Source organism: Ornithinimicrobium sediminis (genome assembly GCF_021272345.1).
Taxonomy (GTDB): Bacteria; Actinomycetota; Actinomycetes; order Actinomycetales; family Dermatophilaceae; genus Ornithinicoccus; species Ornithinicoccus sediminis_B.
Genome location: NZ_JAJSDQ010000001.1, coordinates 631,074 through 654,689, shown reverse-complemented (window position 1 = coordinate 654,689; position 23,616 = coordinate 631,074). Strand labels below are relative to the sequence as shown.

The 23,616-nt window shown below is 72.7% G+C and carries 25 protein-coding genes; 18 read left to right on the top strand and 7 right to left on the bottom strand.

Features of this window, described 5'->3' with window-relative positions:
• The first annotated feature begins 119 nt into the window (after positions 1–119).
• Positions 120–917 carry a hypothetical protein gene (locus LVO85_RS03020; protein ID WP_232745906.1) on the top strand — a complete coding sequence of 266 codons (798 nt, stop codon included), beginning with the start codon at positions 120–122 and terminating at the stop codon, positions 915–917.
• Positions 918–976: 59 nt separating this feature from the next.
• Here LVO85_RS03020 and LVO85_RS03015 read toward each other — a convergent pair whose 3' ends face one another.
• Together LVO85_RS03015 and LVO85_RS03010 are read right to left on the bottom strand one after the other, a co-directional pair.
• Positions 977–1,381, bottom strand: coding sequence for a MerR family transcriptional regulator (locus LVO85_RS03015; RefSeq protein ID WP_232745905.1), 405 nt, complete (start codon positions 1,379–1,381; stop codon positions 977–979).
• A gap of 108 nt (positions 1,382–1,489) precedes the next feature.
• The gene (locus LVO85_RS03010) at positions 1,490–2,050 is read right to left on the bottom strand and encodes a carboxymuconolactone decarboxylase family protein (protein ID WP_232745904.1); all 561 of its coding nucleotides are present in this window, start codon (positions 2,048–2,050) and stop codon (positions 1,490–1,492) included.
• 142 nt (positions 2,051–2,192) lie between these two features.
• On the opposite strand from LVO85_RS03010, the gene LVO85_RS03005 reads away from it, so the two are divergent.
• On the top strand, positions 2,193–2,888 hold the full coding sequence (locus LVO85_RS03005) for a Crp/Fnr family transcriptional regulator (RefSeq protein WP_232745903.1): 696 nt from the start codon (positions 2,193–2,195) through the stop codon (positions 2,886–2,888).
• A gap of 159 nt (positions 2,889–3,047) precedes the next feature.
• Entirely contained in the window at positions 3,048–3,800 is a 753-nt protein-coding gene (locus tag LVO85_RS03000; RefSeq protein WP_232745902.1) for a flavodoxin family protein, read from the top strand.
• A gap of 120 nt (positions 3,801–3,920) precedes the next feature.
• On the opposite strand, the gene LVO85_RS02995 is transcribed toward LVO85_RS03000, so the two are convergent.
• A complete protein-coding gene (locus LVO85_RS02995; protein ID WP_232745901.1) occupies positions 3,921–4,436 on the bottom strand; it encodes an inorganic diphosphatase in 516 nt (171 codons plus the stop codon).
• A gap of 159 nt (positions 4,437–4,595) precedes the next feature.
• On the opposite strand from LVO85_RS02995, the gene LVO85_RS02990 reads away from it, so the two are divergent.
• The 9 genes from LVO85_RS02990 to LVO85_RS02950 all read left to right on the top strand — a co-directional run bounded on the left by LVO85_RS02990 (position 4,596) and on the right by LVO85_RS02950 (position 13,807).
• Positions 4,596–6,053: a D-alanyl-D-alanine carboxypeptidase/D-alanyl-D-alanine-endopeptidase gene (locus LVO85_RS02990; protein WP_232745900.1), complete on the top strand. Its 1,458-nt coding sequence runs from the start codon at positions 4,596–4,598 to the stop codon at positions 6,051–6,053.
• Between the two features lie 28 nt (positions 6,054–6,081).
• The gene (locus tag LVO85_RS02985) at positions 6,082–7,212 is read left to right on the top strand and encodes a zinc-dependent metalloprotease (protein ID WP_232745899.1); all 1,131 of its coding nucleotides are present in this window, start codon (positions 6,082–6,084) and stop codon (positions 7,210–7,212) included.
• Positions 7,213–7,218: 6 nt separating this feature from the next.
• Positions 7,219–8,217 carry a tRNA lysidine(34) synthetase TilS gene (gene tilS, locus LVO85_RS02980; RefSeq protein WP_232745898.1) on the top strand — a complete coding sequence of 333 codons (999 nt, stop codon included), beginning with the start codon at positions 7,219–7,221 and terminating at the stop codon, positions 8,215–8,217.
• A gap of 61 nt (positions 8,218–8,278) precedes the next feature.
• Positions 8,279–8,830, top strand: coding sequence for a hypoxanthine phosphoribosyltransferase (hpt, locus tag LVO85_RS02975; RefSeq protein ID WP_232745897.1), 552 nt, complete (start codon positions 8,279–8,281; stop codon positions 8,828–8,830).
• 117 nt (positions 8,831–8,947) lie between these two features.
• Positions 8,948–10,969 carry an ATP-dependent zinc metalloprotease FtsH gene (ftsH, locus tag LVO85_RS02970; protein WP_232745896.1) on the top strand — a complete coding sequence of 674 codons (2,022 nt, stop codon included), beginning with the start codon at positions 8,948–8,950 and terminating at the stop codon, positions 10,967–10,969.
• A complete protein-coding gene (folE, locus tag LVO85_RS02965) occupies positions 10,947–11,579 on the top strand; it encodes a GTP cyclohydrolase I FolE (RefSeq protein WP_232745895.1) in 633 nt (210 codons plus the stop codon). The genes ftsH and folE overlap by 23 nt, the downstream gene beginning before the upstream one ends.
• Before the next feature lie 8 nt (positions 11,580–11,587).
• Positions 11,588–12,418, top strand: a complete 831-nt coding sequence (folP, locus tag LVO85_RS02960) for a dihydropteroate synthase (RefSeq protein ID WP_232745894.1) — start codon at positions 11,588–11,590, stop codon at positions 12,416–12,418.
• Entirely contained in the window at positions 12,405–13,301 is an 897-nt protein-coding gene (folK, locus tag LVO85_RS02955; RefSeq protein WP_232745893.1) for a 2-amino-4-hydroxy-6-hydroxymethyldihydropteridine diphosphokinase, read from the top strand. The genes folP and folK overlap by 14 nt, the downstream gene beginning before the upstream one ends.
• Positions 13,298–13,807, top strand: coding sequence for a DUF3180 domain-containing protein (locus tag LVO85_RS02950; protein ID WP_232745892.1), 510 nt, complete (start codon positions 13,298–13,300; stop codon positions 13,805–13,807). The genes folK and LVO85_RS02950 overlap by 4 nt, the downstream gene beginning before the upstream one ends.
• 323 nt (positions 13,808–14,130) lie before the next feature.
• Here LVO85_RS02950 and LVO85_RS02945 read toward each other — a convergent pair whose 3' ends face one another.
• Positions 14,131–15,264 carry an NADH-quinone oxidoreductase subunit D gene (locus LVO85_RS02945; RefSeq protein ID WP_232746185.1) on the bottom strand — a complete coding sequence of 378 codons (1,134 nt, stop codon included), beginning with the start codon at positions 15,262–15,264 and terminating at the stop codon, positions 14,131–14,133.
• A 41-nt stretch (positions 15,265–15,305) separates the two neighbouring features.
• Positions 15,306–16,292 carry an SAM-dependent methyltransferase gene (locus LVO85_RS02940; RefSeq protein WP_232745891.1) on the bottom strand — a complete coding sequence of 329 codons (987 nt, stop codon included), beginning with the start codon at positions 16,290–16,292 and terminating at the stop codon, positions 15,306–15,308.
• A 31-nt stretch (positions 16,293–16,323) separates the two neighbouring features.
• On the opposite strand from LVO85_RS02940, the gene LVO85_RS02935 reads away from it, so the two are divergent.
• From LVO85_RS02935 to LVO85_RS02910, 6 genes are all read left to right on the top strand, one after another.
• Positions 16,324–17,430 (top strand): calcium/sodium antiporter, encoded by a 1,107-nt coding sequence (locus LVO85_RS02935; RefSeq protein WP_232745890.1) that lies wholly within the window; start codon positions 16,324–16,326, stop codon positions 17,428–17,430.
• A 64-nt stretch (positions 17,431–17,494) separates the two neighbouring features.
• The gene (locus LVO85_RS02930) at positions 17,495–19,003 is read left to right on the top strand and encodes an AlkA N-terminal domain-containing protein (RefSeq protein ID WP_232745889.1); all 1,509 of its coding nucleotides are present in this window, start codon (positions 17,495–17,497) and stop codon (positions 19,001–19,003) included.
• Positions 19,000–19,509, top strand: a complete 510-nt coding sequence (locus LVO85_RS02925; protein ID WP_232745888.1) for a methylated-DNA--[protein]-cysteine S-methyltransferase — start codon at positions 19,000–19,002, stop codon at positions 19,507–19,509. The genes LVO85_RS02930 and LVO85_RS02925 overlap by 4 nt, the downstream gene beginning before the upstream one ends.
• 73 nt (positions 19,510–19,582) lie before the next feature.
• Positions 19,583–21,034 carry a lysine--tRNA ligase gene (lysS, locus tag LVO85_RS02920; protein WP_232746184.1) on the top strand — a complete coding sequence of 484 codons (1,452 nt, stop codon included), beginning with the start codon at positions 19,583–19,585 and terminating at the stop codon, positions 21,032–21,034.
• 10 nt (positions 21,035–21,044) lie between these two features.
• Positions 21,045–21,251: a hypothetical protein gene (locus tag LVO85_RS02915; RefSeq protein WP_232745887.1), complete on the top strand. Its 207-nt coding sequence runs from the start codon at positions 21,045–21,047 to the stop codon at positions 21,249–21,251.
• Between the two features lie 102 nt (positions 21,252–21,353).
• Positions 21,354–21,692, top strand: a complete 339-nt coding sequence (locus LVO85_RS02910; RefSeq protein ID WP_232745886.1) for a histone-like nucleoid-structuring protein Lsr2 — start codon at positions 21,354–21,356, stop codon at positions 21,690–21,692.
• Positions 21,693–21,771: 79 nt separating this feature from the next.
• On the opposite strand, the gene ligD (LVO85_RS02905) is transcribed toward LVO85_RS02910, so the two are convergent.
• Complete coding sequence (ligD, locus tag LVO85_RS02905) at positions 21,772–22,662, bottom strand: non-homologous end-joining DNA ligase (RefSeq protein ID WP_232745885.1); 891 nt, start codon at positions 22,660–22,662, stop codon at positions 21,772–21,774.
• The gene (gene ligD / locus LVO85_RS02900; protein ID WP_232745884.1) at positions 22,649–23,605 is read right to left on the bottom strand and encodes a non-homologous end-joining DNA ligase; all 957 of its coding nucleotides are present in this window, start codon (positions 23,603–23,605) and stop codon (positions 22,649–22,651) included. Before ligD (LVO85_RS02900) ends, ligD (LVO85_RS02905) begins: the two co-directional genes overlap by 14 nt.
• Positions 23,606–23,616: the final 11 nt, after the last annotated feature.

Below are 23,616 nucleotides of genomic sequence, written 5' to 3'. Positions count from 1 at the left end.
CCGTCGTGCCGGTGTGGACGTGCGGGGAGTGACTCACGTAGGACAACGCTAACGCAACGGTAGGGTGGAGCCCAAAAGGCAGGGTGGACCCCACCAGGGGAGAAGGGGCTGAGGCGAGCATGGCCGTGACCCCGTCCTGTCCCCGCTGCGGCGAGACCGACGACCTGCACGGCCGTCCCGACGGTGCGGACATCCGGCTGACCTGCGGCCGATGCGGCCATGCCTGGCTGCGCGGGGTCTCCCCGTGCGCGACCTGCGCGGGCACCGACGTCGTCCACCGGCCGCAGTCGATGACGCGCACGCCCCGCGGCAACCAGCTCGCCATCATCGGCACCCGGTCCATCGCCCTGTGCCAGACCTGCGACGCGCCCGTGCTGCAGACGTCCCTGAGCCGCAACCAGCCCGTCCCCGAAGGCTACGTCGCGGCATACCGGCAGCCACGCGACCACCCGGCTGCAGGCCAGCACCCGCCCCTGGTCCGCACCCCAGCCTCCCCGCCCGCCCCTGTCACCCCGCCTGCGCCACCGCACGGTCCCCGGACCACGCCCCGCCCGCAGGTCGGCACCCCAGCCGGCCGGAGCACTCGCCGCTCCCGGCCCGCCGCTCCTGCGACCGCGCCCGCCGACCCGACCATCAGGCAGGCCGTCGCAGCCGTCATGGAGGAGCGCACCGACCTGGACGCCACCACGGTGCTGCTCCTCGGCACCCACCTGGGCACCACCACCCGTCTGTCGCACCTGGACGACGCGACCGGCACCGCAGCCCTCACCTCCTGGGTCCAGGCGACCTGGCCCGACGCCACCTCCATCCGTGGCCGCATGTCACGCGCCACCCTCCGCGCGGTCGTCGACGACTGGAGGACACGCGGATGGCTCGAGCACGACCTCGCGGCGGGGCTACGACCAGGCTCCGAGTGAGCCGGCCCCGGGGCGGTGAGGGACGCACCGTGTCAGCACTCAGGTCGCCCCGGCCCGGGTCATCCCGAGGCGGTGTCGGCGAGGCGGTGCCCGAGGCTCGTGGCGAAGTGCTCCGCCTGTTCGAGGTCACGCCGGGCCTTGTCGACCCGGCTCAGGGCCGCCTGGTGGAAGTGCTCGACCACGGCCCGTGCCTCCCGGCCCTGGTCGTCACCGGCGGCAGGGTCCTGCATCGTGTCGACGGCGTGCAGGAGGTCGCCCATCTCCTCCAGCGAGAAGCCCAGCGGCTTCATCCCGCAGACGGCCCTGAGCCGCGCGACGTCGCTCGGGGAGTAGAGGCGGAACCCGCCCACGCTCCGTGCCGAAGGCGTGATGAGGCCCACGTCCTCGTAGTGCCGGATCGTGCGCACGCTCAACCCTGTCTGCGCGGCGACCTCGCCGATCTGCAGACGTCCCGTCTCGCTCATGTCCCAGCTCGGCTTCCCGTGGCGTCGAAGGTGCCCCCAGGCTAGCGGCACGTCAGGGACCGGCGTCCCGGGCCACCCACCCACCGAGCCCTCGGCTCGTGTCTGGCCTCAGGCAGCAGACTCCGAGCGCAGCTGCGGGGCGGCGGGGAGGTCGAGCTCGGTGCCGACCATGTGGTTGAAGTAGTTGGCCAGCAGGTTGACCGTCATGTGGGTCGTCACCTCAGCAAGCTCCGCGTCGCTCCAGCCCGCCTCCAGGGCCTCCTGCCAGGTGGCGTCCGCGACGTACCCCGTGTCGGCGGTCGCCTCACGGGCGACGGCGAGCAGCGCCGCCAGCCGGCGGTCGCTGTCGTAGGAGCCCTCACGGATGGCGATCATCTCGTCGCGGGTCAGGCCCGCTGCCTTGCCGGAGGCGGTGTGTGCGGACTGGCAGTAGGTGCACTCGTCGACCGCGGCGACCGTGAGCGCGATGGCCTCACGCGTGCGGGCGTCCAAGGTGCCGTGCTCGGCGATCACACCCTGCAGAGCCGCGTAGGAGTGCAGGACGACAGGAGCATGCGCCATGCCGCCGTGGATGTTGAGGACCTTCCCGACCTGCGCGGCGACCTCGTGCAGGACGGCGCGGCTCTGGTCCGGGGCACTGTCGACGGTGTGGGTGGGGATGCGGGGCATCTGACTCTCCTCGTGGTCTGTCGGGTGCTGCGGTGCGCTCGGGGAACAGGGTGTCGAGACAGTGTCTTCCGGAACCGTCATCTGGACGACACTCTCCGGGCGGCCTGCTGCGCCGAGGACACACAGGTGGGAGACTCCGGGCGTGGGCGCGCCTCGCGGTGAGCAGTCGGCAGCGTTCCGCGACGCCCTGTGGGTCTCGCGGTGTGTGGGCGACCCGCACACGTCCCCGCTGACGCCGACGGACCTCGAGGGACTGGCCGAGACGCTCGGTGTGCGTCACCTGGCACCGGGTGAGCCGCTGCAGCGCCGAGGTGAGCAGGCGTCGGCCGTCCGCATCGTCCGGGACGGTCGCCTCGAGCTGTCCGTGCCTGCGGACGGGGGCCGGCTCGTGGTGCAGACGGTGCGTCGAGGCGGGATCGACGGCGACATCCAGATCCTGCTCGGCATGCCCATGCCCTACGACACGCGGGCCGGCACCGCCACGACGTGCCTGGTCCTGGAGCGCAGCGACTTCGACGACCTGCTGGCCCGCCACCCGGGACTGTCCCGGCGGTGGCTGAGCAGTGTCGCGCAACGCCTCGCGTACTCCCACCAGCGGCTGACGAGCCTGCTCGGGCGGTCGCTGCAGTCACAGCTGGCCCAGCTGTTGCTCGACGAGAGCGTCGACGGCGTCGTCGAGCTGCCGCAGGCCGCCCTGGGCGCCCTCGTCGGTGTGCAGCGCCAGTCGGTCAACACGGTGCTGCGTGCGTTCGTCGAGCGCGGGATGGTCGATGTGGGCTACGGCCGTGTGGACCTCCGCGACCGCGCGCAGCTGGAGGCCGTCGCCCGGCACGCCTGAGCTGCTCCAGTGTGGCCCGGCGGCCCCGGCGAGGCGTCGGTTCCTGGAAGCCGGGCGACGCCTCACCGGGTTCCGCTCGCGCGACGGCCACGCCGTGCCGTCGCGCCACCCGGGTCGCGGTGCGGACCACCTCGCCCCTTGTCACGACGCGAGGTAGAGATGCTCCCATCTCCTGTGCAGCGGTTCATCGACGCCGAGGTCACCGCGAGCCCGACGGACTTCTCCGACCTACGGGTGGTGGTCCTCAACGGCACCCTGAAGCCGAGCCCGGAGCCCAGCCACACCGACGGCCTGGTCGCCGTCGCCCGGCGGGTGCTGGACGGGGTAGGGGCCCGCGTGGACGTGGTGCGGACGGTGGACCACGAGATCCCCCCAGGGGTCTACACGGACATGCGGGAGCACGGCCGTGCGGTCGACGACTTCCCCGCGCTCTACACCGACCTCATCGCGCCGGCGGACATCGTCGTGCTGGCCTCGCCCATCTGGCTGGGAGACCAGTCGTCGATGACGCGCCTGGTGATCGAGCGGCTGTACGGCTACAGCGGGCAGCTCAACGACCGTGGGCAGTGGTCCTACTACGGCAAGGTCGGAGGGGTGCTCGTGACCGGCAACGAGGACGGCGGGAAGCACTGTGCTGCACAGATGCTCTACGCGCTGTCCCACATCGGGTTCACCATCCCGCCGCAGGTCGACGCCTACTGGGTGGGTGAGGCCGGGCCCGGACCGTCCTACCTGGACGAGGCAGGCGGTGCCACCAACGCCTGGACGACCCGCAACACGGTCTTCGCGGCGTGGAACATGCTGCATGCCGCGCGCCGGCTCAAGGACCTCGGGGGCGTGCCGGCGCACGGCAACGTCACGAGCAACTGGGACCTGTCGTCCCCCGACGCACCGAACCCGGAGTACCGGTGACGGCCTGCCCGGCGGTGACCCGCCTCACATAAGGACGACTTCCGCAACAGCTGCAGCCACGGCATGGTTGGCCGTCCGGGAGCCCGCTCGCCGGCGGGCTGCCCGGGTGGCCCGGGGCGGTCAGTGCGGGCCGGGCCAGCGCTTCGTGCTCACGCCCTCGCGCGTCGCGCGGTCGATGGCCTCGTGGTAGCACTGCTCGGCGTCGGCACGGCCGCCCCAGTGGGCGCCCTCGACGGACTTGCCGGGCTCGAGGTCCTTGTAGACCTCGAAGAAGTGCTGGATCTCCAGCCGGGTGTGGTCGCTGATGTGCTCCAGCTCGCGGATGCTGCCCTTGCGGGGGTCGTCGGCGGGCACGCAGATGATCTTGTCGTCGCCACCGGCCTCGTCACGCATGTGGAACATGCCGATGGGGCGGGCAGCCACCAGGCACCCCGGCCAGGTCGGCTCGTCGAGCAGGACCAGCGCGTCCAGCGGGTCACCGTCCTCGCCCAGCGTGTCCTCGATGTAGCCGTAGTCGGCCGGGTAGCGCGTGGAGGTGAAGAGCATCCGGTCGAGGCGGATGCGGCCGGTGGCGTGGTCCACCTCGTACTTGTTGCGGCTGCCCATCGGGATCTCGATGGTGACGTCGAAGTGCATGTCGGCCCTGCCCCTTCACACGGTGTGGTGGTCTGTCTGCTGAGTCGCAGAATCTCACACTTCGGCAGGTCGCGGGTGCGACGGACCTCGACCTCGCCTGCAGGCGACGGTCGTAGAGTGGCCCACTCCGCACCCCCGCCCGGCCCGAGAGGAGGACGTATGTCGCGCGCGCGCATCTCCGCGGGCAGGACCGTCGCCGGCCTGGGTCTGGCGCTCGTCCTCGCCGGTGGGCCCTCGCTGGCGACCGGCACCGGGACCCAGGACGACGCGCCACCGGAGAGCATCCTGTCCGCACAGGCCGCCGTGCGTCCGGTGCCTGCGGGTGCCCGTCCCGCGCTGGACCCCGTGCAGCAGGGCGCTCTGCCGACCTCCGAGGGGGTCCTGGCCGCCGTGGATGACGCCTGGGACTCCCGGTGGCTCGGCCGGGAGTCCCGGCGCTCGCTGGTGGTGCAGGACGTGCAGTCCGGACAGGTGCTGGTCGACCTGCGTGGCGACACCGCGCTGACACCGGCCTCCACCGTCAAGCTGCTCACCGCGGCCGCGGTGACCGTGACGGTGGACCCTGAGGAGACCTTCCCGACCCGGGTCGTCGCGGGCGCCCGCCCCGGGGAGGTCGTGCTCGTCGCCGGGGGCGACCTGCTGCTCCGGTCCGGTGCCGGCGACCCGGACGCCGTCGTCGGCCGTGCCGGCCTGGCCGACCTCGCCGAGCAGACCGCCGCAGCCCTGGCCGACGCGTCCCGGGCCGAGGAGACCGACGGGGCCGAGGCCACTGCCGCGGGTCCGGTGCGGGTGCTGCTCGACACGGCGTATGCCGAGGGGGCGGACGTCGCTCCGGGGTGGACGGACTACTGGGTCGACACGGGGTATGCCGGGCGCGTCACGATGCTGGGCCTCCAGCAGGACCGGGCCGTGCCCTTCGACCCCTCGCCGGCCGACCCGCCGCTGGTCGCCGCCGAGGCCTTCCGGGACGCCCTGGTCGAGGCCGGGGTCGAGGTCGACGAGTCCGACGTGGTGCGCACCGACCCGGTGGCCGATGACGCCGAGGTGCTGGCCGAGGTGCGCTCCGCGCCCCTGCGTGACGTGCTGGGTCTCGCGCTGGCCAGCAGCGACAACGCGATGGTCGAGCAGCTCGCGCGGCAGGCCGCGGTCCGGGACGGCGCTGACGCCGACCAGGAGTCGGTGAACGACTGGGTGCTGAGCACGCTGCGCACGGCATACGGCCTCGACACCACCGATGCGGTGCTCGCGGACACCTCCGGGCTCTCCGACGGCACGGAGCTGCCCATGCGCCTGGTGGCAGAGGTCGTGACCGCGGGTGCCGACGGCTCGCGGCCCGGGCTGCAGTCGGTGCTGGCCCGGCTCCCGGTCGCGGGCTACACCGGCACCCTGTGGGACCGGTTCGCCCTCGACGACGCCACCGACGGCGTGGGCGTGGTGCGGGCCAAGACCGGGTCACTGCCCGGCACCACCTCGCTGGCCGGCACGGTGGTGACCGCGGACGACCGGTTGCTGGCCTTCGCGGTCTCGGCCACCGACATCGGGCCCGACGGCCAGGCGCTGGAGGCGCGCGCCGTCGTCGACGCACTGGTCTCCGATCTCGCTGCCTGTGGGTGCTGAGCCCCAGGGCGCGGGTTACGTTGGCACCATGACGACCCACGACGCCCGCACGGCCGGCACCAGCGATGCACCGGGTGGTCGCGCGGGCCGCGACTACGTGGACTGGGACTTCGCGGCGAAGGCGGCCCGGCGCATCGTGCCCGCCGGGCCCAAGGCATCCCAGGAGGAGATCCGAGACCTGGTGGCCGAGCTGCGCCAGGCGGCCTCCCGCGCTGTGGAGCCGGTCGCGCAGACCAGCGGCCTGCGGGCCCCCGCCGGCGCCCCCCGGCCCCTGGTCGTGGACCGTCCCCGGTGGATCGAGACCAACGTCGCCTCCCTGCAGGGCATGCTCGGGCCGGTGCTGGACGAGGTGGTCGAGCGGCACCGCCGGGTCGACCGTGAGCGGGGGCGCGTGGCCGGCAAGGACGCCCCGGTGGCACTGCAGAAGGTGGGCGGCGCGCTGACCGGCACCGAGGTCGCGGGCATGCTGTCCTGGGTCAGCACCAAGGTGCTGGGGCAGTACGACCTGGCACCCCAGGGCACCCCGCGCCTGCTGCTCGTGGCCCCCAACATCATGTCGGCCGAGCGTGAGCTCGAGGTCGACGAGCACGACTTCCGGCTGTGGGTCTGTCTGCACGAGGAGACCCACCGGGTGCAGTTCACCGCCGTGCCCTGGCTGCGCGACCACATCGTGCAGGCCGCGCGGAGCCTGGGCTCGCGCCTCGTCCCCGAGGGTGACGCGCTCGGGCAGCAGCTGCAGACCGTCGTCACCGGCCTTCCGGGCGTGCTCCGCGGCGAGACCGACATCACGCAGCTGCTGGCGACACCGGAGCAGCGGGAGCAGATCGCGGCGATCACGGCCGTGATGTCCTTGCTGGAAGGGCACGCCGACGTGGTGATGGACGAGGTCGGGCCGGAGGTGATCCCCACGGTGGCCCTCATCCGGGAACGCTTCACGCAGCGCCGCAAGGGCGCCGGGGCGGTCGACGTCCTGCTGCGACGCCTGCTGGGCATGGAGGCCAAGATGCGGCAGTACCGCGACGGCGCCGTCTTCGTGCGGGCGGTCATCGACGAGGTCGGCCTGGACGGCTTCAACCGTGTCTGGACCTCCCCGGAGACCCTGCCGCGTGCCCTCGAGATCCCCGACCCCGGCGCCTGGGTGCGCCGCGTGCACGGCTGAGCCGACGTGCCCGGCCCACCGCCTGCCGTCGCCGCCGTGCGGGTGGCGCTGCGCCGCGCGCTGGAGCAGCACGGCCTGCTGGGCGCCGACGTGGTGGTCGGCTGCAGCGGCGGGGTCGACTCCCTCGCGCTCGCAGCCGCAGCTGCCTTCGTCGTGCCGAGGGGAGGTGGTCGGGCCGGGGCCGTCGTGGTGGACCACGGCCTGCAGCTCGGATCGCACGAGACCGCCGCGGCTGCAGCGGCGGCCTGCCGACGGCTCGGCCTGTCACCGGTGGAGGTGGTGCCGGTCGACGTGCGCCATGCCGGCACCGGCCCCGAGGGCGCTGCGCGCACCGCACGGCTGGCCGCGCTGACCGCTGCCGCCCACGGCCATGGCGCGAGCGCGGTGCTGCTCGGGCACACGCTCGACGACCAGGCCGAGCAGGTGCTGCTGGGCCTCGTGCGGGGCTCCGGCACCACCTCGCTGTCGGGGATGCCCCCCGCCCGTCCGCACGGTGACCCGTCGGTGCTGCTCCTGCGCCCGCTGCTGGGGGTCTCCCGGGCCGTCACCGCTGCAGCCTGCGCCGACCTCGGTCTCACACCGTGGGCCGACCCGCACAACGACGAGCTCCGCTACACCCGCGTGCGGGTGCGGCGTCTGCTCCCGGTGCTCGAGGAGCAGCTGGGGCCGGGAGTGTCGGCAGCCCTGGCGCGCAGCGCCGACCTGCTCCGCGACGACGCGAGCGTGCTCGACGACCTCTGCTCCACGGCATACCGACGGCTGGGGGAGCAGCCCTGGATGGTGGACCAGCTGCGTGAGCACCCGCCCGCCGTGCGCCGACGGCTGTGGCGCCGGCTGGCGATCGAGCACGGGGTGCCTGCCGGCGCGCTGGGCGCCACCCACCTGCTGGCGCTGGACGACCTGCTCGAGCACTGGCACGGCCAGGGCCCGATCGACCTGCCGGGGGGTGTCCGTGCCCTCCGGAGCCAGGGCCGCGTGTGGCTCCAGCGGCCCGGGGCTAGTTGAATGGCACCCACCCCGGGGGCGCAGATCACCGACCCGAGCACCTGACGACACTGGAGGACGCGTGGACGCCGAGCACATGGGAGCAGACCTGGCCAAGGTGCTGCTGACCGAGCAGGAGATCCAGGCCCGCCTGGGCGAGCTCGGCCAGGAGATCTGGGCCGACTACCACGACAAGAACGTGCTGCTCGTGGGGGTGCTCAAGGGCGCCGTCGTCGTGATGGCCGACCTGATGCGGGCGCTGCCGGGCTCGGCCGAGATGGACTGGATGGCGGTGTCCTCCTACGGGTCGGGCACCAAGTCCTCCGGTGTCGTGCGGATCCTCAAGGACCTCGACACCGACATCACCGACCGGCACGTGCTGATCGTGGAGGACATCATCGACTCGGGTCTGACCCTGTCGTGGATCCGCACCAACCTGCTCTCCCGCAGCCCCGCCTCGGTCGAGATCTGCACGCTGCTGCGCAAGCCGGAGGCGGCCAAGGTCGAGATCGACGTGCGCTACGTCGGGTTCGACATCCCCACCGAGTTCGTGGTCGGCTACGGCCTCGACTTCGCCGAGGCCTACCGCAACCTGCGCGTCGTCGGAGTGCTTGCGCCGCACATGTACACCTGAGCGTCTGGAACACTGGGCGACCGCCACACGTTGTGGCGAGCAGGTCGCCGGGCTCCGGCCGACCGCTACTGTTGACAGAACGGACCAGGAGGAGCGGGGCACCGGCCCCGGACGCCGATGAGCAAGAAGAAGCAGACTCGCAGTCCGTGGGTGTGGGTCATGATGATCCTCGGCCTGGGGCTGCTGTGGTATGCCCTGGCCAGCCCCAGCGCCTACACCCGGATCGAGACCTCCGAGGCGATGGAGCTCATCACCGACGAGCGGGTCGCGTCCGTGACGCTGACCCCGGACCGGATGGACCTGACCCTCAAGGAGGATGAGACCTTCTCCAACGACGAGGTCGAGGACCTCAGCGAGGTGCAGGCGTTCTACGTCGAGAGCCGCGGTCCCGTCATCGTGGAGACGCTGGAGCAGCACCCGCCGAGCGAGGGCTTCACCGACGACCCGGCGCGACAGAACTGGTTCGTCTCGCTGCTCTTCACGATCATCCCGCTGCTGCTGATCCTGGGTCTGTTCCTCTTCCTGCTGACGCGGATGCAGGGGGGCGGCCGAGGCGTCATGCAGTTCGGCAAGTCCAAGGCCAAGCTCGCCTCGCCGGACATGCCCAAGGTCACCTTCGCCGACGTCGCCGGTGCCGACGAGGCGGTGGAGGAGCTGCACGAGATCAAGGAGTTCCTCGCCGAGCCCCGCAAGTTCCTCGACGTCGGCGCCAAGATCCCCAAGGGTGTGCTGCTCTACGGCCCGCCCGGCACCGGCAAGACGCTGCTGGCGAGGGCCGTCGCCGGCGAGGCGGGCGTGCCGTTCTACACGATCTCCGGCTCGGACTTCGTCGAGATGTTCGTCGGTGTGGGTGCCTCCCGCGTCCGTGACCTCTTCGAGAACGCCAAGGAGAACGCGCCGGCCATCATCTTCGTCGACGAGATCGACGCGGTCGGGCGCCACCGTGGTGCCGGCCTGGGAGGCGGGCACGACGAGCGCGAGCAGACGCTGAACCAGCTGCTCGTCGAGATGGACGGCTTCGACGTCACGACCAACGTCATCCTCATCGCGGCGACCAACCGTCCCGACATCCTCGACCCCGCGCTGCTGCGCCCCGGCCGCTTCGACCGGCAGATCGCCGTGGAGGCGCCCGACATGATCGGGCGTCACCACATCCTGCAGGTGCACGGCAAGGGCAAGCCGATGGGCGAGGTCGACCTGCTCGCCGTCGCCCGCCGGACCCCCGGCTTCTCCGGTGCCGACCTGGCCAACGTGCTCAACGAGGCGGCCCTCCTCGCTGCGCGCAAGGAGGAGAAGGTCATCACCGACCACCACCTCGACGAGGCGATCGACCGTGTCATCGCCGGGCCGCAGAAGCGCAGCCGGGTGATGAGTGCCAAGGAGAAGAAGATCACCGCCTACCACGAGGGCGGTCACGCCATCGTCGCGGCGGCCATGCGGCACACCGAGCCGGTCACCAAGATCACGATCCTGCCCCGCGGCCGCGCCCTCGGCTACACCATGGTGCTGCCGGCCGACGACAAGTACTCGACCACCCGCAACGAGCTTCTCGACCAGCTGGCCTACGCCCTGGGCGGCCGGGTGGCCGAGGAGATCATCTTCCACGACCCGACCACCGGGGCGTCCAACGACATCGAGAAGGCCACCGGGCTGGCGCGCAAGATGGTCACCCAGTTCGGCATGAGCGAGCGCATCGGCGCGGTCAAGCTCGGCTCCGGCGGCGGGGAGGTCTTCCTCGGACGCGACATGGGGCACGAGCGCGACTACTCGGAGAACCTCGCCGGGGTCGTCGACCAGGAGGTCCGGCGCCTCATCGAGGCCGCTCACGACGAGGCCTGGCACGCCCTCAACGAGAACCGTGACCTGCTCGACCGCCTCGTCCTGGAGCTCCTCGAGCGGGAGACGCTGAACACCGAGGAGCTCGCGGCCCTGTTCGCCGACGTCGTGAAGCGCCCGCAGCGCCCCGTGTGGCTCTCCAGCGACCAGCGCACGGTGCACGAGCGCGGCCCGGTGCTCACCGAGGCGGAGCGCCGGTCGATGTCCAACGGGCACCACCCGAGCCACGACGAGCAGACCCACCCCCCGACCAAGGTCATCGAGATCCCAGAGGGCGGCCATGTCGATCCTGGACACCACTGACCACGCGGACGTCGACGACACCGACCTGCCGCTGCGCACACCGGTCGACCACGCCCGGATCGAGGCGGCCGTCCGCGAGATCCTCGTCGCGGTGGGCGAGGACCCCGACCGCGACGGGCTGCTCGACACCCCGGCGCGGGTGGCCCGGGCCTACGCCGAGATCTTCTCCGGGCTGGCCCAGGTGCCCGAGGATGTCCTGACGACCACCTTCGACGTCGACCACGAGGAGCTCATCCTGGTGCGCGACATCGACCTCTACAGTGTGTGCGAGCACCACCTGGTGCCCTTCCACGGCGTGGCCCACGTCGGCTACATCCCCGGACGGGACGGGCGCGTGACCGGCCTGTCCAAGCTCGCCCGGCTGGTCGACGTGTTCGCCCGCCGCCCTCAGGTGCAGGAGAGGCTGACCTCGCAGGTCGCCGACGCGCTGGAGGAGCAGCTCAGCCCCCGCGGGGTCATCGTCGTCATCGAGGCCGAGCACCTGTGCATGTCGATGCGCGGCATCCGCCGCCCCGGCGCCCGCACCATCACCTCCGCCGTCCGGGGCCAGCTGCGGCAGCCGGCGACCCGTGCCGAGGCCATGAGCCTGGTGCTCGCCCACCGCGGGTGAGCGCGCCCGTGACCCGCATCGTCGGGGTGCTCAACGTGACCCCGGACTCGTTCAGCGACGGGGGCGAGTGGGTGCAGCCCCAGCGTGCCGTCGAGCACGGGCTCGGGCTCGTCGAGCAGGGGGCCGACATCGTCGACGTCGGCGGAGAGTCCACCCGGCCAGGCGCCTCCCGCATCAGCGCCCGGGAGGAGGCCCGCCGGGTGCTGCCCGTGGTCCGCGGGCTCGCGGCGCAGGGGGTCCGGGTCTCGGTCGACACCATGAAGGCCGACATCGCCCGGGAGTGCCTGGAGGCAGGTGCCGCCGTCGTCAACGACGTGTCCGGCGGGCTCGCCGACCCCGGCATGCCCGCCCTGATGGCCACCGCCGGGGTGCCCTACGTCGTCATGCACTGGCGCGGACACTCCGACACCATGGACGAGCGCGCGACCTACGACGACGTGGTGGCCGAGGTGGTGGGTGCCCTGCGTGCACGGGTGGCCGCCCTCGTGGCCGACGGGGTGCCGGCGGCGCAGCTCGTCCTCGACCCGGGTTTCGGCTTCGCCAAGGACGCGGGGCACAACTGGCGGCTGCTGGCCCACCTGGACGCCGTGACAGCCCTGGGTCACCCGGTGCTGGTGGGCACGTCGCGCAAGCGCTTCCTGGGCAGGCTGCCTGCGCGCCCGGGTGCCGCCGTCGACGAGGCCGCCGAACCCCGGCCCCCGGCCGACCGTGACCTCGCGACGGCTGCGACCTCCCTGCTCGCCGCCCAGGCCGGGGCCTGGGCGGTGCGCGTCCATGACGTCGCTGCCACCCGGGACGCCCTCGCCGTGTGGGAGATGGTGCAGCGTGCGCGGACCTGAGAGCTCGCAGGGCGACCTCGTCACGCTGCGCGGCGTGACGGCATACGGCTATCACGGGGTGTTCGACGTCGAGCGGCGGGAGGGCCAGGAGTTCGTCGTCGACGTCGAGATGGGTCTCGACCTCGGCCCGGCCGCCGCCACCGACGCGCTGCACCGCACCGTGCACTACGGCGAGGTGGCGGCCACGGTCGTCGAGGTCGTCGAAGGGCCCCCGTGCGACCTCATCGAGAAGGTCGCCGGCCTGGTCGCCGACCGCGTGCTCGCCACCCAGCCGCTGGTGGAGACCGTGTCCGTCACCGTGCACAAGCCGCAGGCGCCCGTGGGGGTGCCGTTCGGCGACGTCGCGGTCAGCATCCGCCGCACCCGTGACGTGCCCGTCGTCATCGCGCTGGGTGCCAACCTGGAGGACCCGGTGCGCACCGTGCAGCAGGCCGGGCGGCGGCTGCAGCGCGTGCGGGGCCTGCGCAGGGTGCGGCTGTCGCGGCTCTACGGCACCGACCCGGTCGGCGGGCCGCAGCAGCCCGACTACGTGAACGCCGTCGCCGTGGGCCGCACCCGGCTCACCGCCGGCTCGCTCCTCGCGGCGCTGCACGACATCGAGGCCGACTTCGGGCGCACCCGCGAGGTGCGCTGGGGAGCCCGGACCCTGGACCTCGACCTCATCCAGTGGGGCGACCCTGCCGAGGGCACCGACCTGGTGAGCGCGGACCCCGAGCTGGTGCTGCCCCATCCTCGTGCCCACCAGCGCGCCTTCGTGCTGGTGCCCTGGGCGCAGGTCGACCCTGCGGCGGTGCTGCGCGTCGGCGAGGAGGTCCGGGCGGTCGCCGAGCTGGCCGACGAGACCGGCGACGCGGGCGTGCGTCCCCTGGCGGAGCCCGGATGAGCGCCCCGACGCCCCAGCCGGACGGCATCCGGGTCGGCGCTGCTGTGGTGGCCGCGGTGGCCTCGGGGGTCGTGGGGTGGGTCGGCCTGACCCTCTGGCGCTCCTGGGGCCGGGAGTTCCCGCTGCTGCCGTGGCTGGGTCTGGTGCCGCTGCTGCTCCTCGCGGTGGCCGTCCTCGTGAGCGGCTGGCAGGTCCGGCGCTACGTGAAGGGGCAGGGCACGTTCCGGCCCAGCCCGCAGTGGGCCCGTGGTGCGCTCGTCGCGGCCCAGGCGTGTGCCGTCGGTGGTGCCGTCCTCCTCGGCTGGTATGCCGCGAACGTCGTCGTCCACCTGCCGGACCTGGACGTGGCCTCGGTGCGCGGGATGGCGCTGCGGGCCGGCGCCTCCGCGGTCGCCGCCGCGCTGGTCTCGGTGAGCGGGTTCGTGGCCCAGTCGTGGTGCCGGCTGCCCCCGCAGGACGAGGACGACGACGGCACGCCGGAGCCGGGGGACCTGGCCTACGGCTGACCCGTTGCGAGGGTTTTGCGGTGTCCGCCGGCGCGTTGCTCGGGGTTTTCCGGTGTCCGCCGGCGCGTTGCTCGGGGTTTTCCGGTGTGTCGGCCGGGGTGATCTGCTCACAAGGTCATCTGACCTCGGCGAGCCGACCCATCGGGGCATCGCCCGGCCAGCTGGGTCACGTGTCCTTGCCGGCCGACATCGGGCGATCTCCCTGGCAACGGGGTGTGGCGGGGTGCAATCTCCCTGGCAACGGGGTGTGGCGGGGTGCAATCTCCCTGGCAACGGGGTGTGGTGGGGTGCAATCTCCCTGGCAACGCGTGGGGGGAGCCGGGCTACTTGTCGACGTCGCCGACCACGAAGAACATCGAGCCGAGGATGGCGACCATGTCGGCGACCACGGTGCCCGGGAGCAGCTGGGCCAGCGCCTGCACGTTGTTGAACGAGGCCGACCGCAGCTTGAGCCGCCACGGCACCTTGTCACCCCGGCTCACCAGGTAGTAGCCGTTGAAGCCGAGCGGGTTCTCGGTCGCCTGGTAGTGCTCACCCTCGGGGACCTTCAGCACCTTGGGCAGCTTGACGTTGATCGGGCCCGGGGGCAGCTCGCGGAGCACAGCGGTGCAGCGCTCGGCCAGCTCCAGGCTGACCTCGACCTGCTCCAGCAGCACCTCGAGCCGGGCGTGGCAGTCGCCGGCGGTGCGGGTGACGACCCGGCCCGGCCCGCCCTCGGCGAACAGCTCGGCATACGCCAGGTAGGGCTCGTCGCGACGCAGGTCGACGTCGAGCCCGCTGGCCCGGGCGATCGGCCCGCTGACCCCGAAGGCACGGGCCACGTCGGCGTCCAGCACCCCGACACCGAAGGTGCGGGCCTGCAGGATCTCGTTGCCCACGAGCATCGCCTGCAGGTCGGGCAGCCGGCGCCTCACGGCGGCGATCGCCGTGTCCACCCGGTCGAGCCAGCCATTCGGGATGTCCTCGCGCAGGCCCCCGACTCGGGCGATCATGTAGTGCATCCGCCCACCGGAGATCTCCTCCATGACGGCCTGCAGCTCCTCCCGCTCCCGGAAGGCGTAGAACATCGGTGTGATCGCACCGAGCTCCAGGGGGTAGGACCCCAGGAACATGAGGTGGTTGAGCACGCGGTTGAGCTCGGCCAGGAGGGTGCGGGCCCAGGTCGCCCGCTCGGGCACCTCCATGCCCAGCAGCGCCTCGACGGTGAGCGCCACCCCGATCTCGTTGCTGAACGCCGACAGCCAGTCGTGCCGGTTGGCCAGCACCATGATCTGCCGGTAGTCGCGCACCTCGAAGAGCTTCTCGGCCCCGCGGTGCATGTAGCCCACCACCGGCTCCGCGGCGGTGATCCGCTCGCCGTCGGCCGTGATGCGCAGCCGCAGCACCCCGTGCGTCGCCGGGTGCTGGGGGCCGATGTTGAGCACCATCTCGGTGGTGCTCAGCCCGGCCGCGCCCATGCTGACGTCGAGGCTCCTCGTGCCCGTGGGACCGCTCTCGCTCACGCCCCCACGGTAGTGCCACGCTCTGCCAGCACCCACCAGAAGCCGCCCAGACCGCCCCGGGCGGCCAGCTCTCTGCGGGTCGACTGCTCCGCCAGCGCCTCCAGGTATGCCGTGGGGTCCGAACGGGCGAGGTCGTGCGGGGCGGCCTGGGGCGGGCCGAGCAGGTCCTCCAGCACCTCCCGCTGGCGCAGCACGCGCACCCCGGCACCGGGTGTCGCCGCGGCCAGCGCGTCGACGGCGACGTGCGCGGTGAGGTCACAGGACCCGTCGGGCACCGGGACCACCTGCTCGCCGTGTCGGTATGCGGTGAGCGTGCCCTCCGGCGGTCGGTCGGCCAGCGTGTGCCCGTAGTCGACGGCGAGGACCAGCCCGTCGTCGACCCGGGAGACCAGGTCGGCCCAGGCGAGGTCGCGGGTGATGCCGACCTCGGCACGCAGGGCGGACGGGCCGGCCCACCGGTCCAGCCAGGCGGACTCGTCGGCGGACGGCGGGCCGTCGACGCTCTCGTGGCCGGTGCGCGGCTCGACGGTGAGCACACGCCATACCCCGTCCTCCCGCGTGGCCACCGTGCACGGGACGACGTCCAGCCACTCATGGGCGAGGACCAGGGCGTCGCCGAGACCGGTGAGCGAGTCCGGGAGCGCGGCCCCGCCGGGGGAGCGGACCCAGCCGACCGACGGCGCGACCCCTGGCGGACGGTCGACCACGTCGACCGCGGTGACGCGGAGGGCAGGCAGCAGCTCGGCGACCGCGGAGGCGAGCTCGCCTCGGCCTGCGCCCACATCGACGACGTGCGTCAGCCCGTGTCGCCGGGCCAGGGTGACGACCGCGCGCGCCAGCAGCGCGGTGCCGTGGGGCAGGCCCTGGGCCGACGTCGCGAAGTGCCCGGCGGGGCCCTCGGCACGGCGGTAGAACCCCTGTGGGCCGTAGAGCGCCGACTGCCAGGCGTCCTGCCAGGGCACGGGCTCCGCGTCGACCACCATCCCGTCATCCTCCCAGCCCTACACTCGCGGCGTGGACATCCTCGACGTCGGCCGCATCCTCGCCGGTCTGCTCCTGCTCGTCGTCGGCGGCGAGCTGCTGGTGCGTGGGGCCGCCAACCTCGCGACCCGCGTCGGCATCTCCCCGCTCGTCGTCGGCCTCACCGTCGTGTCGATCGCCACCTCCGCCCCCGAGCTCGCCGTGACCACCGGGGCCGTGCTGACAGGGGAGACCGACCTGGCGGTCGGCAACGTGGTCGGCAGCAACATCGCCAACGTGCTGCTCATCCTGGGCCTGTCGGCGCTGGTGCTGCCGCTGGCGGTCCGGCGCCAGCTCGTGCGCCTGGACGTGCCCTTCCTCGGTGTGCTCAGCATCGGTCTGCTGCTGCTGTCGCTCGACGGCACGATCAGCACCCTCGACGGGCTGCTGCTGCTTACGGCCTGGGTCGCCCACTCCGTCATCGCCGTGTGGGTCAGCCGGCGCGACAAGGGGGAAGGACGTGTGGATGGCGAGGAGGAGGAGCGGCACCGGCCCCGGATGTCGCTGCTGACCATGGTCGTGCTCGTGCTGGTGGGGGTCGGGCTGCTGGTCGTCGGGGCGCAGCTGCTCGTGACCGGGGCCGTCGCCATCGCGACCGGTCTCGGGGTCAGCGGTCTCGTGGTCGGTCTCACGATCGTGGCCGTGGGCACGTCGCTGCCCGAGCTCGTCGCCTCGGTCGTGGCCGTGCGCCGGGGTGAGGGCGACATCGCCGTGGGCAACGCCGTCGGCAGCTGTCTGGCCAACATCGGTCTCGTGCTCGGTCTGCCGTCCATGCTGGCCGCCGGTGGTCTGCCCGTGCCCAGTGCTGCGGTGGCGGTCGACATCCCGCTCATGATCGCCACAGCTCTCGCGCTGCTGCCCGTCATCTTCACGGGGTTCGTCATCGCCCGCTGGGAGGGCTGGCTGTTCGTCCTGCTCTACGCCTCCTACACGACCTACCTGGTCCTCAACGCCACGGAGCACGACGCCGAGCAGGGCTTCAGCGCGGTGATGCTGCTCTTCGTCCTGCCTCTCGTCGGGCTGACCCTGGTGCTCCTCGCGGTGTACGAGGCGGGGGTCCTCCGGGGCCGTCGCGAGGTCAGGGCACAGCCGAGGGAGTGACCCGCCCGAAGGGCATGTCGGATTCCTGCTAGATCCCTGTCGTGTCCCGGGGCAGACTGGCCGCATGCACACCGACCACGAGGCCTGCGCCGCCGCCGTGCGCAGCCGGGACCCCCGCTTCGACGGGTGGTTCTACACCGCGGTCGTCACGACCGGCATCTACTGCCGGCCGAGCTGTCCTGCGATGACCCCGCACACCCGCAACATGCGCTTCTACCCGAGTGCGGCGGCGGCTCAGGGTGCAGGCTTCCGCGCCTGCAAGCGGTGCCGCCCCGACGCCACACCGGGGTCGCCGCAGTGGCACACCCGGGGCGACCTGGTCGCGCGGGCGATGCGTCTCATCGCCGACGGTGTCGTCGACAGCGAAGGGGTCGAGGGCCTGGCCCGCCGGCTCGGCTACAGCCCCCGCCAGGTCGAGCGTCTGGTCACCGCCGAGCTCGGCGCAGGACCGCTGGCCCTCGCCCGGGCCCAGCGGGCCCAGACCGCGCGCACCCTCATCGAGACGACGGCGCTGCCGATGGCCGACGTCGCCTTCGCCGCCGGCTTCTCCAGCATCCGCTCCTTCAACGACACCGTGCAGGCCGTCTTCGCGACCACGCCCAGCGCCCTGCGCGGTCACGGCCGGGCCCGGCGTCCGGGGGCCGGCACCGCCCACCGCCTGACCGTGCGCCTGCCGCACCGCAGCCCGCTGCACGCCGACTCGCTCTTCGGCCACCTCGCGGCGACCCTGGTGCCGCACGTCGAGCGGTGGCACGACGGTGGGCTGGAGCGCACCCTCCGGCTGCCGCACGCACCGGGGCGCGTCCACCTGCGCCCCGCCGAGGGGCATGTGCTGGCGGCGCTCACGCTGCTCGACCTGCGTGACCTCACGGCAGCCATCCACCGCTGCCGCAGGCTGCTGGACCTCGACGCCGACCCGGTCGCGGTCGACACGCACCTGGCCGCCGACCCGGTGCTGGCCCCCCTCGTCGGAGCCCGCCCGGGGGTGCGCATCCCCGGCACGGTCGACCCCGCCGAGATGGCGCTGCGGGTCGTGCTCGGGCAGCAGATCTCCACCCGGGCCGCGAGCACGCTGGCCGGGCGCATCGTGCAGCGGGTCGGCGACCCGCTGCCGCCGGCCCTGCGCGAGGGTGAGGGGCCGGACCACCTCTTCCCCGAGCCCGCCGCCCTCGCCGGGCACCCCACCGAGGACCTGCCCGGTATGCCGCCCGCCCGCCTGCGCACGCTGCTGACCCTGGCGGCCGCGCTCGGGGACGGCTCCCTGCGGCTGGGCCCGGACACCCCCTGGAGCGAGGCGCGGGCCGCGCTGCACGACATCCCCGGCATCGGCCCGTGGACCGCGGAGATGGTGGCCCTGCGAGGTCTCGGTGACCCCGACGCCTTCCCGGCCACCGACCTGGCCGTCCGTGCCACCGCGGTCGCCCACGGGCTCCCGGGGGACGTGCGGGCACTCGTCGCGCGCAGTGCCGCGTGGCGGCCCTGGCGCTCCTACGTCACCCAGACCCTCTGGGCCTCCAGCGGCCACGCGGCTGCGCGGACGCCCGACCCGACCCCACCCTCGGAGCAGTCATGAGCACCTGCCATCTCGTCGTCGACAGCCCGGTCGGCGACCTCACCCTGGTCACCGACGGTGCCGCGCTGACGGCCGTCTACTTCGTCGAGCACAGGCACGCACCGGACGTCGCCCGCCTGGGTCCGCGGGTGGACGCCGGCGACGCACCCGAGGTGCTGCAGCGCACCGCCCGCCAGCTGGAGGAGTACTTCGCCGGACGGCGCACCGACTTCGACCTGCCGCTGGCCCCGACGGGCACCGCCTTCCAGCAGCAGGTCTGGGCCGCGCTGCAGGAGATCCCCTACGCCCGCACCCGGTCCTACGGCCAGCTCGCGCTCGCGCTCGGCAGGCCGGGTGCCTCGCGCGCCGTCGGCCTGGCCAACGGGCGCAACCCGATCTCCATCGTCGTCCCCTGCCACCGCGTCATCGGCGCAGACGGCTCGCTCACGGGCTACGGGGGCGGGGCGGCGCGCAAGCAGGCGCTGCTCGACCTGGAGCGTAGCGTCGACGGCGTGTCCTTGTGGTGAGCCCGGGCTCGTTACCCTTGACACCGTGACGGACACCCCCCTGCCCACCCCCGAGTCCGAGCTGCCCGAGCAGATGCGCGTGCGGCGCGCCAAGCGTGCGGCCCTCCTGGAGCAGGGGCACGAGCCGTATGCGGTGCACGTGCCGGTCACGCACTCCATCGGTGAGGTGCGCGAGCAGTGGGGGCACCTGGAGACCGGCCAGGAGACGACCGACGAGGTCGGCGTCGCCGGCCGCGTCGTGTTCGTGCGCAACACCGGCAAGCTCTGCTTCGCGACCCTGCAGGCCGGTGACGGCTCCCGGCTGCAGGTGATGCTCAGCCTCGCCGAGGTAGGGGAGGAGGCACTGGCCCGCTGGAAGCACCTGGTCGACCTCGGTGACCATGTCTTCGTCCACGGACGGGTCGTCTCCAGCCGGCGCGGGGAGCTGTCGGTGATGGCCGCTGAGTGGCGCATGGCGAGCAAGGCCCTGCGGCCCCTGCCGGTGCTGCACAAGGAGCTGTCCGAGGAGCAGCGCGTGCGCCGTCGCTACGTCGACCTCATCGTGCGCCAGGAGGCTCGCGACATGGTGCGCCGGCGTGCCGGGGTGATGCGCGCCATCCGCGAGGTGCTGGACTCGCACGGCTACGTGGAGATCGAGAGCCCGATCCTGCAGACCATTCACGGTGGTGCGACGGCCCGCCCGTTCCACACCCACCTGAATGCGTTCGACATGCCGATGACGATGCGCATCGCGCTGGAGCTGTATCTGAAGAGGGCTGTCGTCGGAGGGATCGACCGGGTCTACGAGATCGGGCGCATCTTCCGCAACGAGGGCATCGACTCCAGCCACAGCCCTGAATTCACGATGCTCGAGGCCTACGGAGCCTATGGTGACCAGACGACGATGGCCCACCTCACCCGGGAAATGATCCTGGCGGCCGCCGACGTCGTCGGCAGCAGGCGCATCGAGACACCCGAGGGCGTCATCGACCTTGACGCCGAGTGGACGTGGCTGCCTTTCTACGACGCGCTGTCGGACGAGGTGGGTGAGGAGATCACGGTGGAGACCGGTCGCGACGTGCTGCTGGCGGTCGCCGACCGTCGCGGCGTCGAGGTGGACCGCGGCTGGGACAGTGAGAAGCTCGCCGTGGAGCTCTTCGGTGAGCTGGTCGAGCCCCGCCTGCTGCAGCCGACCTTCGTGTGCGACTACCCGGCGTCGGCCCAGCCACTGGCGCGCCCACACCGCACCAAGCCGGGGCTCATCGAGGCCTGGGACCTGATCATCGGGGGTGTGGAGCGGGGCACCGCGTTCACCGAGCTCATCGACCCCGAGATCCAGCGGCAGCGGCTCACCGAGCAGTCGCACCGGGCGGCGGACGGGGACCTCGACGCCATGCAGCTCGACGAGGACTTCCTCCAGGCGCTGGAGTACGCGGCGCCGCCCATGGGCGGCCTGGGGCTGGGCATCGACCGGGTCATGATGCTGCTCACCGGCGCCGGGATCCGCGAGACCATTCTCTTCCCCTTCGTGAAGCCCGAGGCCTGAAATGTCGGTGGTGCAGTCGATCTGGCCCTATGTGGCGGCCCTGTTGCCGACCATCGGGCTGGCCTACCTGTTCTGGGTGATCATGAAGCACATCCTCGAGGGCGACCGTAGGGAAAGGGCAGCCCAACGCGAGTGGGAGCGGAGCCTGGACGCCCAGAAGGCGGCCACCGGCGAATCCGGGAGCGAGCAGGAAAGCGACGATTCTCCACAACAATGACATCTTTCTTGTGTCGCAGTCGCCGGAGCGATATCGTGAGATTGCGGCCAATCCCGTGAACGAAGGCCGTTCCCCATCCCCATTCAAGAAGCAGAGGTACGCATGGCTCAGCGGGTGCAAGTGATTCTCGAGGACGACATCGACGGTTCCGAGGCTTCCGAGACAGTGGAGTTCTCGCTCGACGGTGTCACCTACGAGATCGATCTGAACGACCAGCATGCTGCGCAGCTGAGGGACGACTTCGGCAAGTGGGTGGGCCAGGCCCGCCGCTCCGGTGGTCGTCGGCAGACTCGGCGACGCAGCTCGGGCACCTCCTCGTCCTCCTCCAGCTCGGCCGACCTGGCCAAGGTGCGGGAGTGGGGCCGTGCCAACGGATACAAGGTGAGCGACCGGGGTCGGGTCTCCCAGGAGCTCCAGGACGCCTACGCGGCGGCGCACTGACACGTCCGCCGCTGCTTGTCGGCCCCCGTCAGCCCTGGACGACGGGGGCCGACGCATGTCCGGGTGCCGGCGGAGCCGGTCAGGTGTCGGCGTCGGCCGCGGACCCGAGGGCGAGTGCCTGCTCGTAGGGCAGCTGGGTCAGCTCGGCACGCCCGTCGGCGGCGGCCTCCACCTCGGCCCAGGAGCGCGGGGCGGCGACGCGCGGGTGGTCGCGGCCCCGCAGCGACCACGGGCAGATGGTCGTCTTGGCCGCGGAGTTCTGCGACCAGTCGAGCAGCACCTTGCCCGGCCGTAGGGCCTTGGTCATCTGCCACACCACCAGAGCGGGGTGGCGCTCGCTGAGGTGCTGGGCCAGGGCCTTGGTCACCGCGCTCACCTCGTCGGCGGAGCGCTCGCCGTCGAGGCCGGCGTAGACCTGCATGCCCTTGCTGCCGCTGGTGACCGGTGCGGGGTCCAGGCCGACCGCTGCCAGCTGCTCCCGCACCAGCAGCGCCACGCGGGCGCACTCGCCGAGCCCGGCGCCCGGCCCCGGGTCCAGGTCGACGACCAGCCGGTCCGGGGGCTGCGGCACACCCTCGGCGTCCACCCGCCACTGCGGCACGTGCAGCTCCAGGGAGCCCAGGTTGACCAGGTAGACGAGCGCGGCCAGGTCCCTGACCAGGGGGTAGGTCACGCTCTCGCGGCCCGAGCGTGAGCCGTGACCGCGGATGGTCACCGACTCCAGCCAGCGGGGAGCGCCGCTGGGCAGGTTCTTCTCGAAGAAGTGCTCGCCGGTGACCCCGTGCGGCCAGCGGATGCGTGTCACCGGCCGGTCACGCAGGTGTGGCAGCAGCCGGTCGGCGACGGAGACGTAGTACTGCAGCACCTCGCCCTTGGTGGTCCCGGTGGCGGGGTAGAGCACCTTGTCCAGGCTGCTGACCCGCAGGGTCCGCCCGGCCACCTCCACCGTCTGCGTCTCACCGGTCGCCACCGGTCACCTCCTGCGGGTCGAGGTCGGGGCGCTGCCCCTGGTAGGACGGCTGCCGCAGCCGGCCCGCGGAGGTGACCCCGAGGGAGGCGACGTCGACGACCACCTCGGGCCGCAGCCACCGGGCGCCGGTGCTGTCGGCGCGCGGCACCTCGTCGACGAAGGGGCACCCGGCCGCGGGCACCTCGGACAGCCGGGCCGCCAGCTCGGCGCCGGCCCGCCCGGCCAGACCGCTGCCGACCCGGCCCCGGAAGGACAGCCTTCCGGGCTGTCCCGCGGCCGGCACCCCCACCAGCAGCGCGCCCAGGCGCGAGCGACCGGTCTCGGGTCGCCAGCCACCGACGACGTAGCTCTCGACCTCGCGGTGCGGGAACTTCAGCCACGCCGGGCTGCGCACCCCCGGCAGGTAGGTGGAGTCGACCCGTTTGGACACGATGCCCTCCAGACCCTGCTCGGCCGTCGCGGTGAGCAGTCCCGGCCCGTCGGCATACGTGGGTGACACCTGCCAGGACGGTCCGGGCGGCAGGAGGGCCTCCAGGGCCGCCCGGCGCTCGCGCCACGGCAGGCCGGTGAGCTCCAGCCCGTCCAGCCGCAGCAGGTCGAAGACGAGGTATGTCGCAGGCCGCGCGGCCCGGGCGCGTGCGGCCTCGGCCGGGGTCGCGACGTGCACACGGTCGACGACCCCCGAGAAGGTCGGCCTCCCCTCCAGCATGGCCACCGCCTCACCGTCGAGCAGCATGTCGTCGGCGACGTCGACCAGACCGGCCAGCTCGGGAAAGCCCACCGCGACGTCCCGACCCGAGCGGGTCAGCAGCCGGAGCCGGCCCCGGCTGACATCGGCCAGCAGGCGCACGCCGTCCCACTTGATCTCGTGCACCCACTCCGGCCCCGTGGGCACACCGGTGCCCGGCCGGGCGCTGCCCGAGGTGGCGAGCATCGGTCTCATGGGTCCATCCT

Coding starts and splice junctions, on each gene's coding strand:
- LVO85_RS02990 (WP_232745900.1), top strand. CDS start 4,596: ATGTCGCGCGCGCGCATCTCCGCGGGCAGGACCGTCGCCGGCCTGGGT.
- LVO85_RS02950 (WP_232745892.1), top strand. CDS start 13,298: ATGAGCGCCCCGACGCCCCAGCCGGACGGCATCCGGGTCGGCGCTGCT.
- LVO85_RS02910 (WP_232745886.1), top strand. CDS start 21,354: ATGGCTCAGCGGGTGCAAGTGATTCTCGAGGACGACATCGACGGTTCC.
- LVO85_RS03000 (WP_232745902.1), top strand. CDS start 3,048: ATGCTCCCATCTCCTGTGCAGCGGTTCATCGACGCCGAGGTCACCGCG.
- LVO85_RS03010 (WP_232745904.1), bottom strand. CDS start 2,050: ATGCCCCGCATCCCCACCCACACCGTCGACAGTGCCCCGGACCAGAGC.
- LVO85_RS03015 (WP_232745905.1), bottom strand. CDS start 1,381: ATGAGCGAGACGGGACGTCTGCAGATCGGCGAGGTCGCCGCGCAGACA.
- LVO85_RS02930 (WP_232745889.1), top strand. CDS start 17,495: ATGCACACCGACCACGAGGCCTGCGCCGCCGCCGTGCGCAGCCGGGAC.
- ftsH (WP_232745896.1), top strand. CDS start 8,948: ATGAGCAAGAAGAAGCAGACTCGCAGTCCGTGGGTGTGGGTCATGATG.
- LVO85_RS02945 (WP_232746185.1), bottom strand. CDS start 15,264: ATGGGCGCGGCCGGGCTGAGCACCACCGAGATGGTGCTCAACATCGGC.
- ligD (WP_232745884.1), bottom strand. CDS start 23,605: ATGAGACCGATGCTCGCCACCTCGGGCAGCGCCCGGCCGGGCACCGGT.
- folE (WP_232745895.1), top strand. CDS start 10,947: ATGTCGATCCTGGACACCACTGACCACGCGGACGTCGACGACACCGAC.
- LVO85_RS02985 (WP_232745899.1), top strand. CDS start 6,082: ATGACGACCCACGACGCCCGCACGGCCGGCACCAGCGATGCACCGGGT.
- LVO85_RS02940 (WP_232745891.1), bottom strand. CDS start 16,292: ATGGTGGTCGACGCGGAGCCCGTGCCCTGGCAGGACGCCTGGCAGTCG.
- LVO85_RS03020 (WP_232745906.1), top strand. CDS start 120: ATGGCCGTGACCCCGTCCTGTCCCCGCTGCGGCGAGACCGACGACCTG.
- LVO85_RS02925 (WP_232745888.1), top strand. CDS start 19,000: ATGAGCACCTGCCATCTCGTCGTCGACAGCCCGGTCGGCGACCTCACC.
- LVO85_RS02995 (WP_232745901.1), bottom strand. CDS start 4,436: ATGCACTTCGACGTCACCATCGAGATCCCGATGGGCAGCCGCAACAAG.
- lysS (WP_232746184.1), top strand. CDS start 19,583: ATGCGCGTGCGGCGCGCCAAGCGTGCGGCCCTCCTGGAGCAGGGGCAC.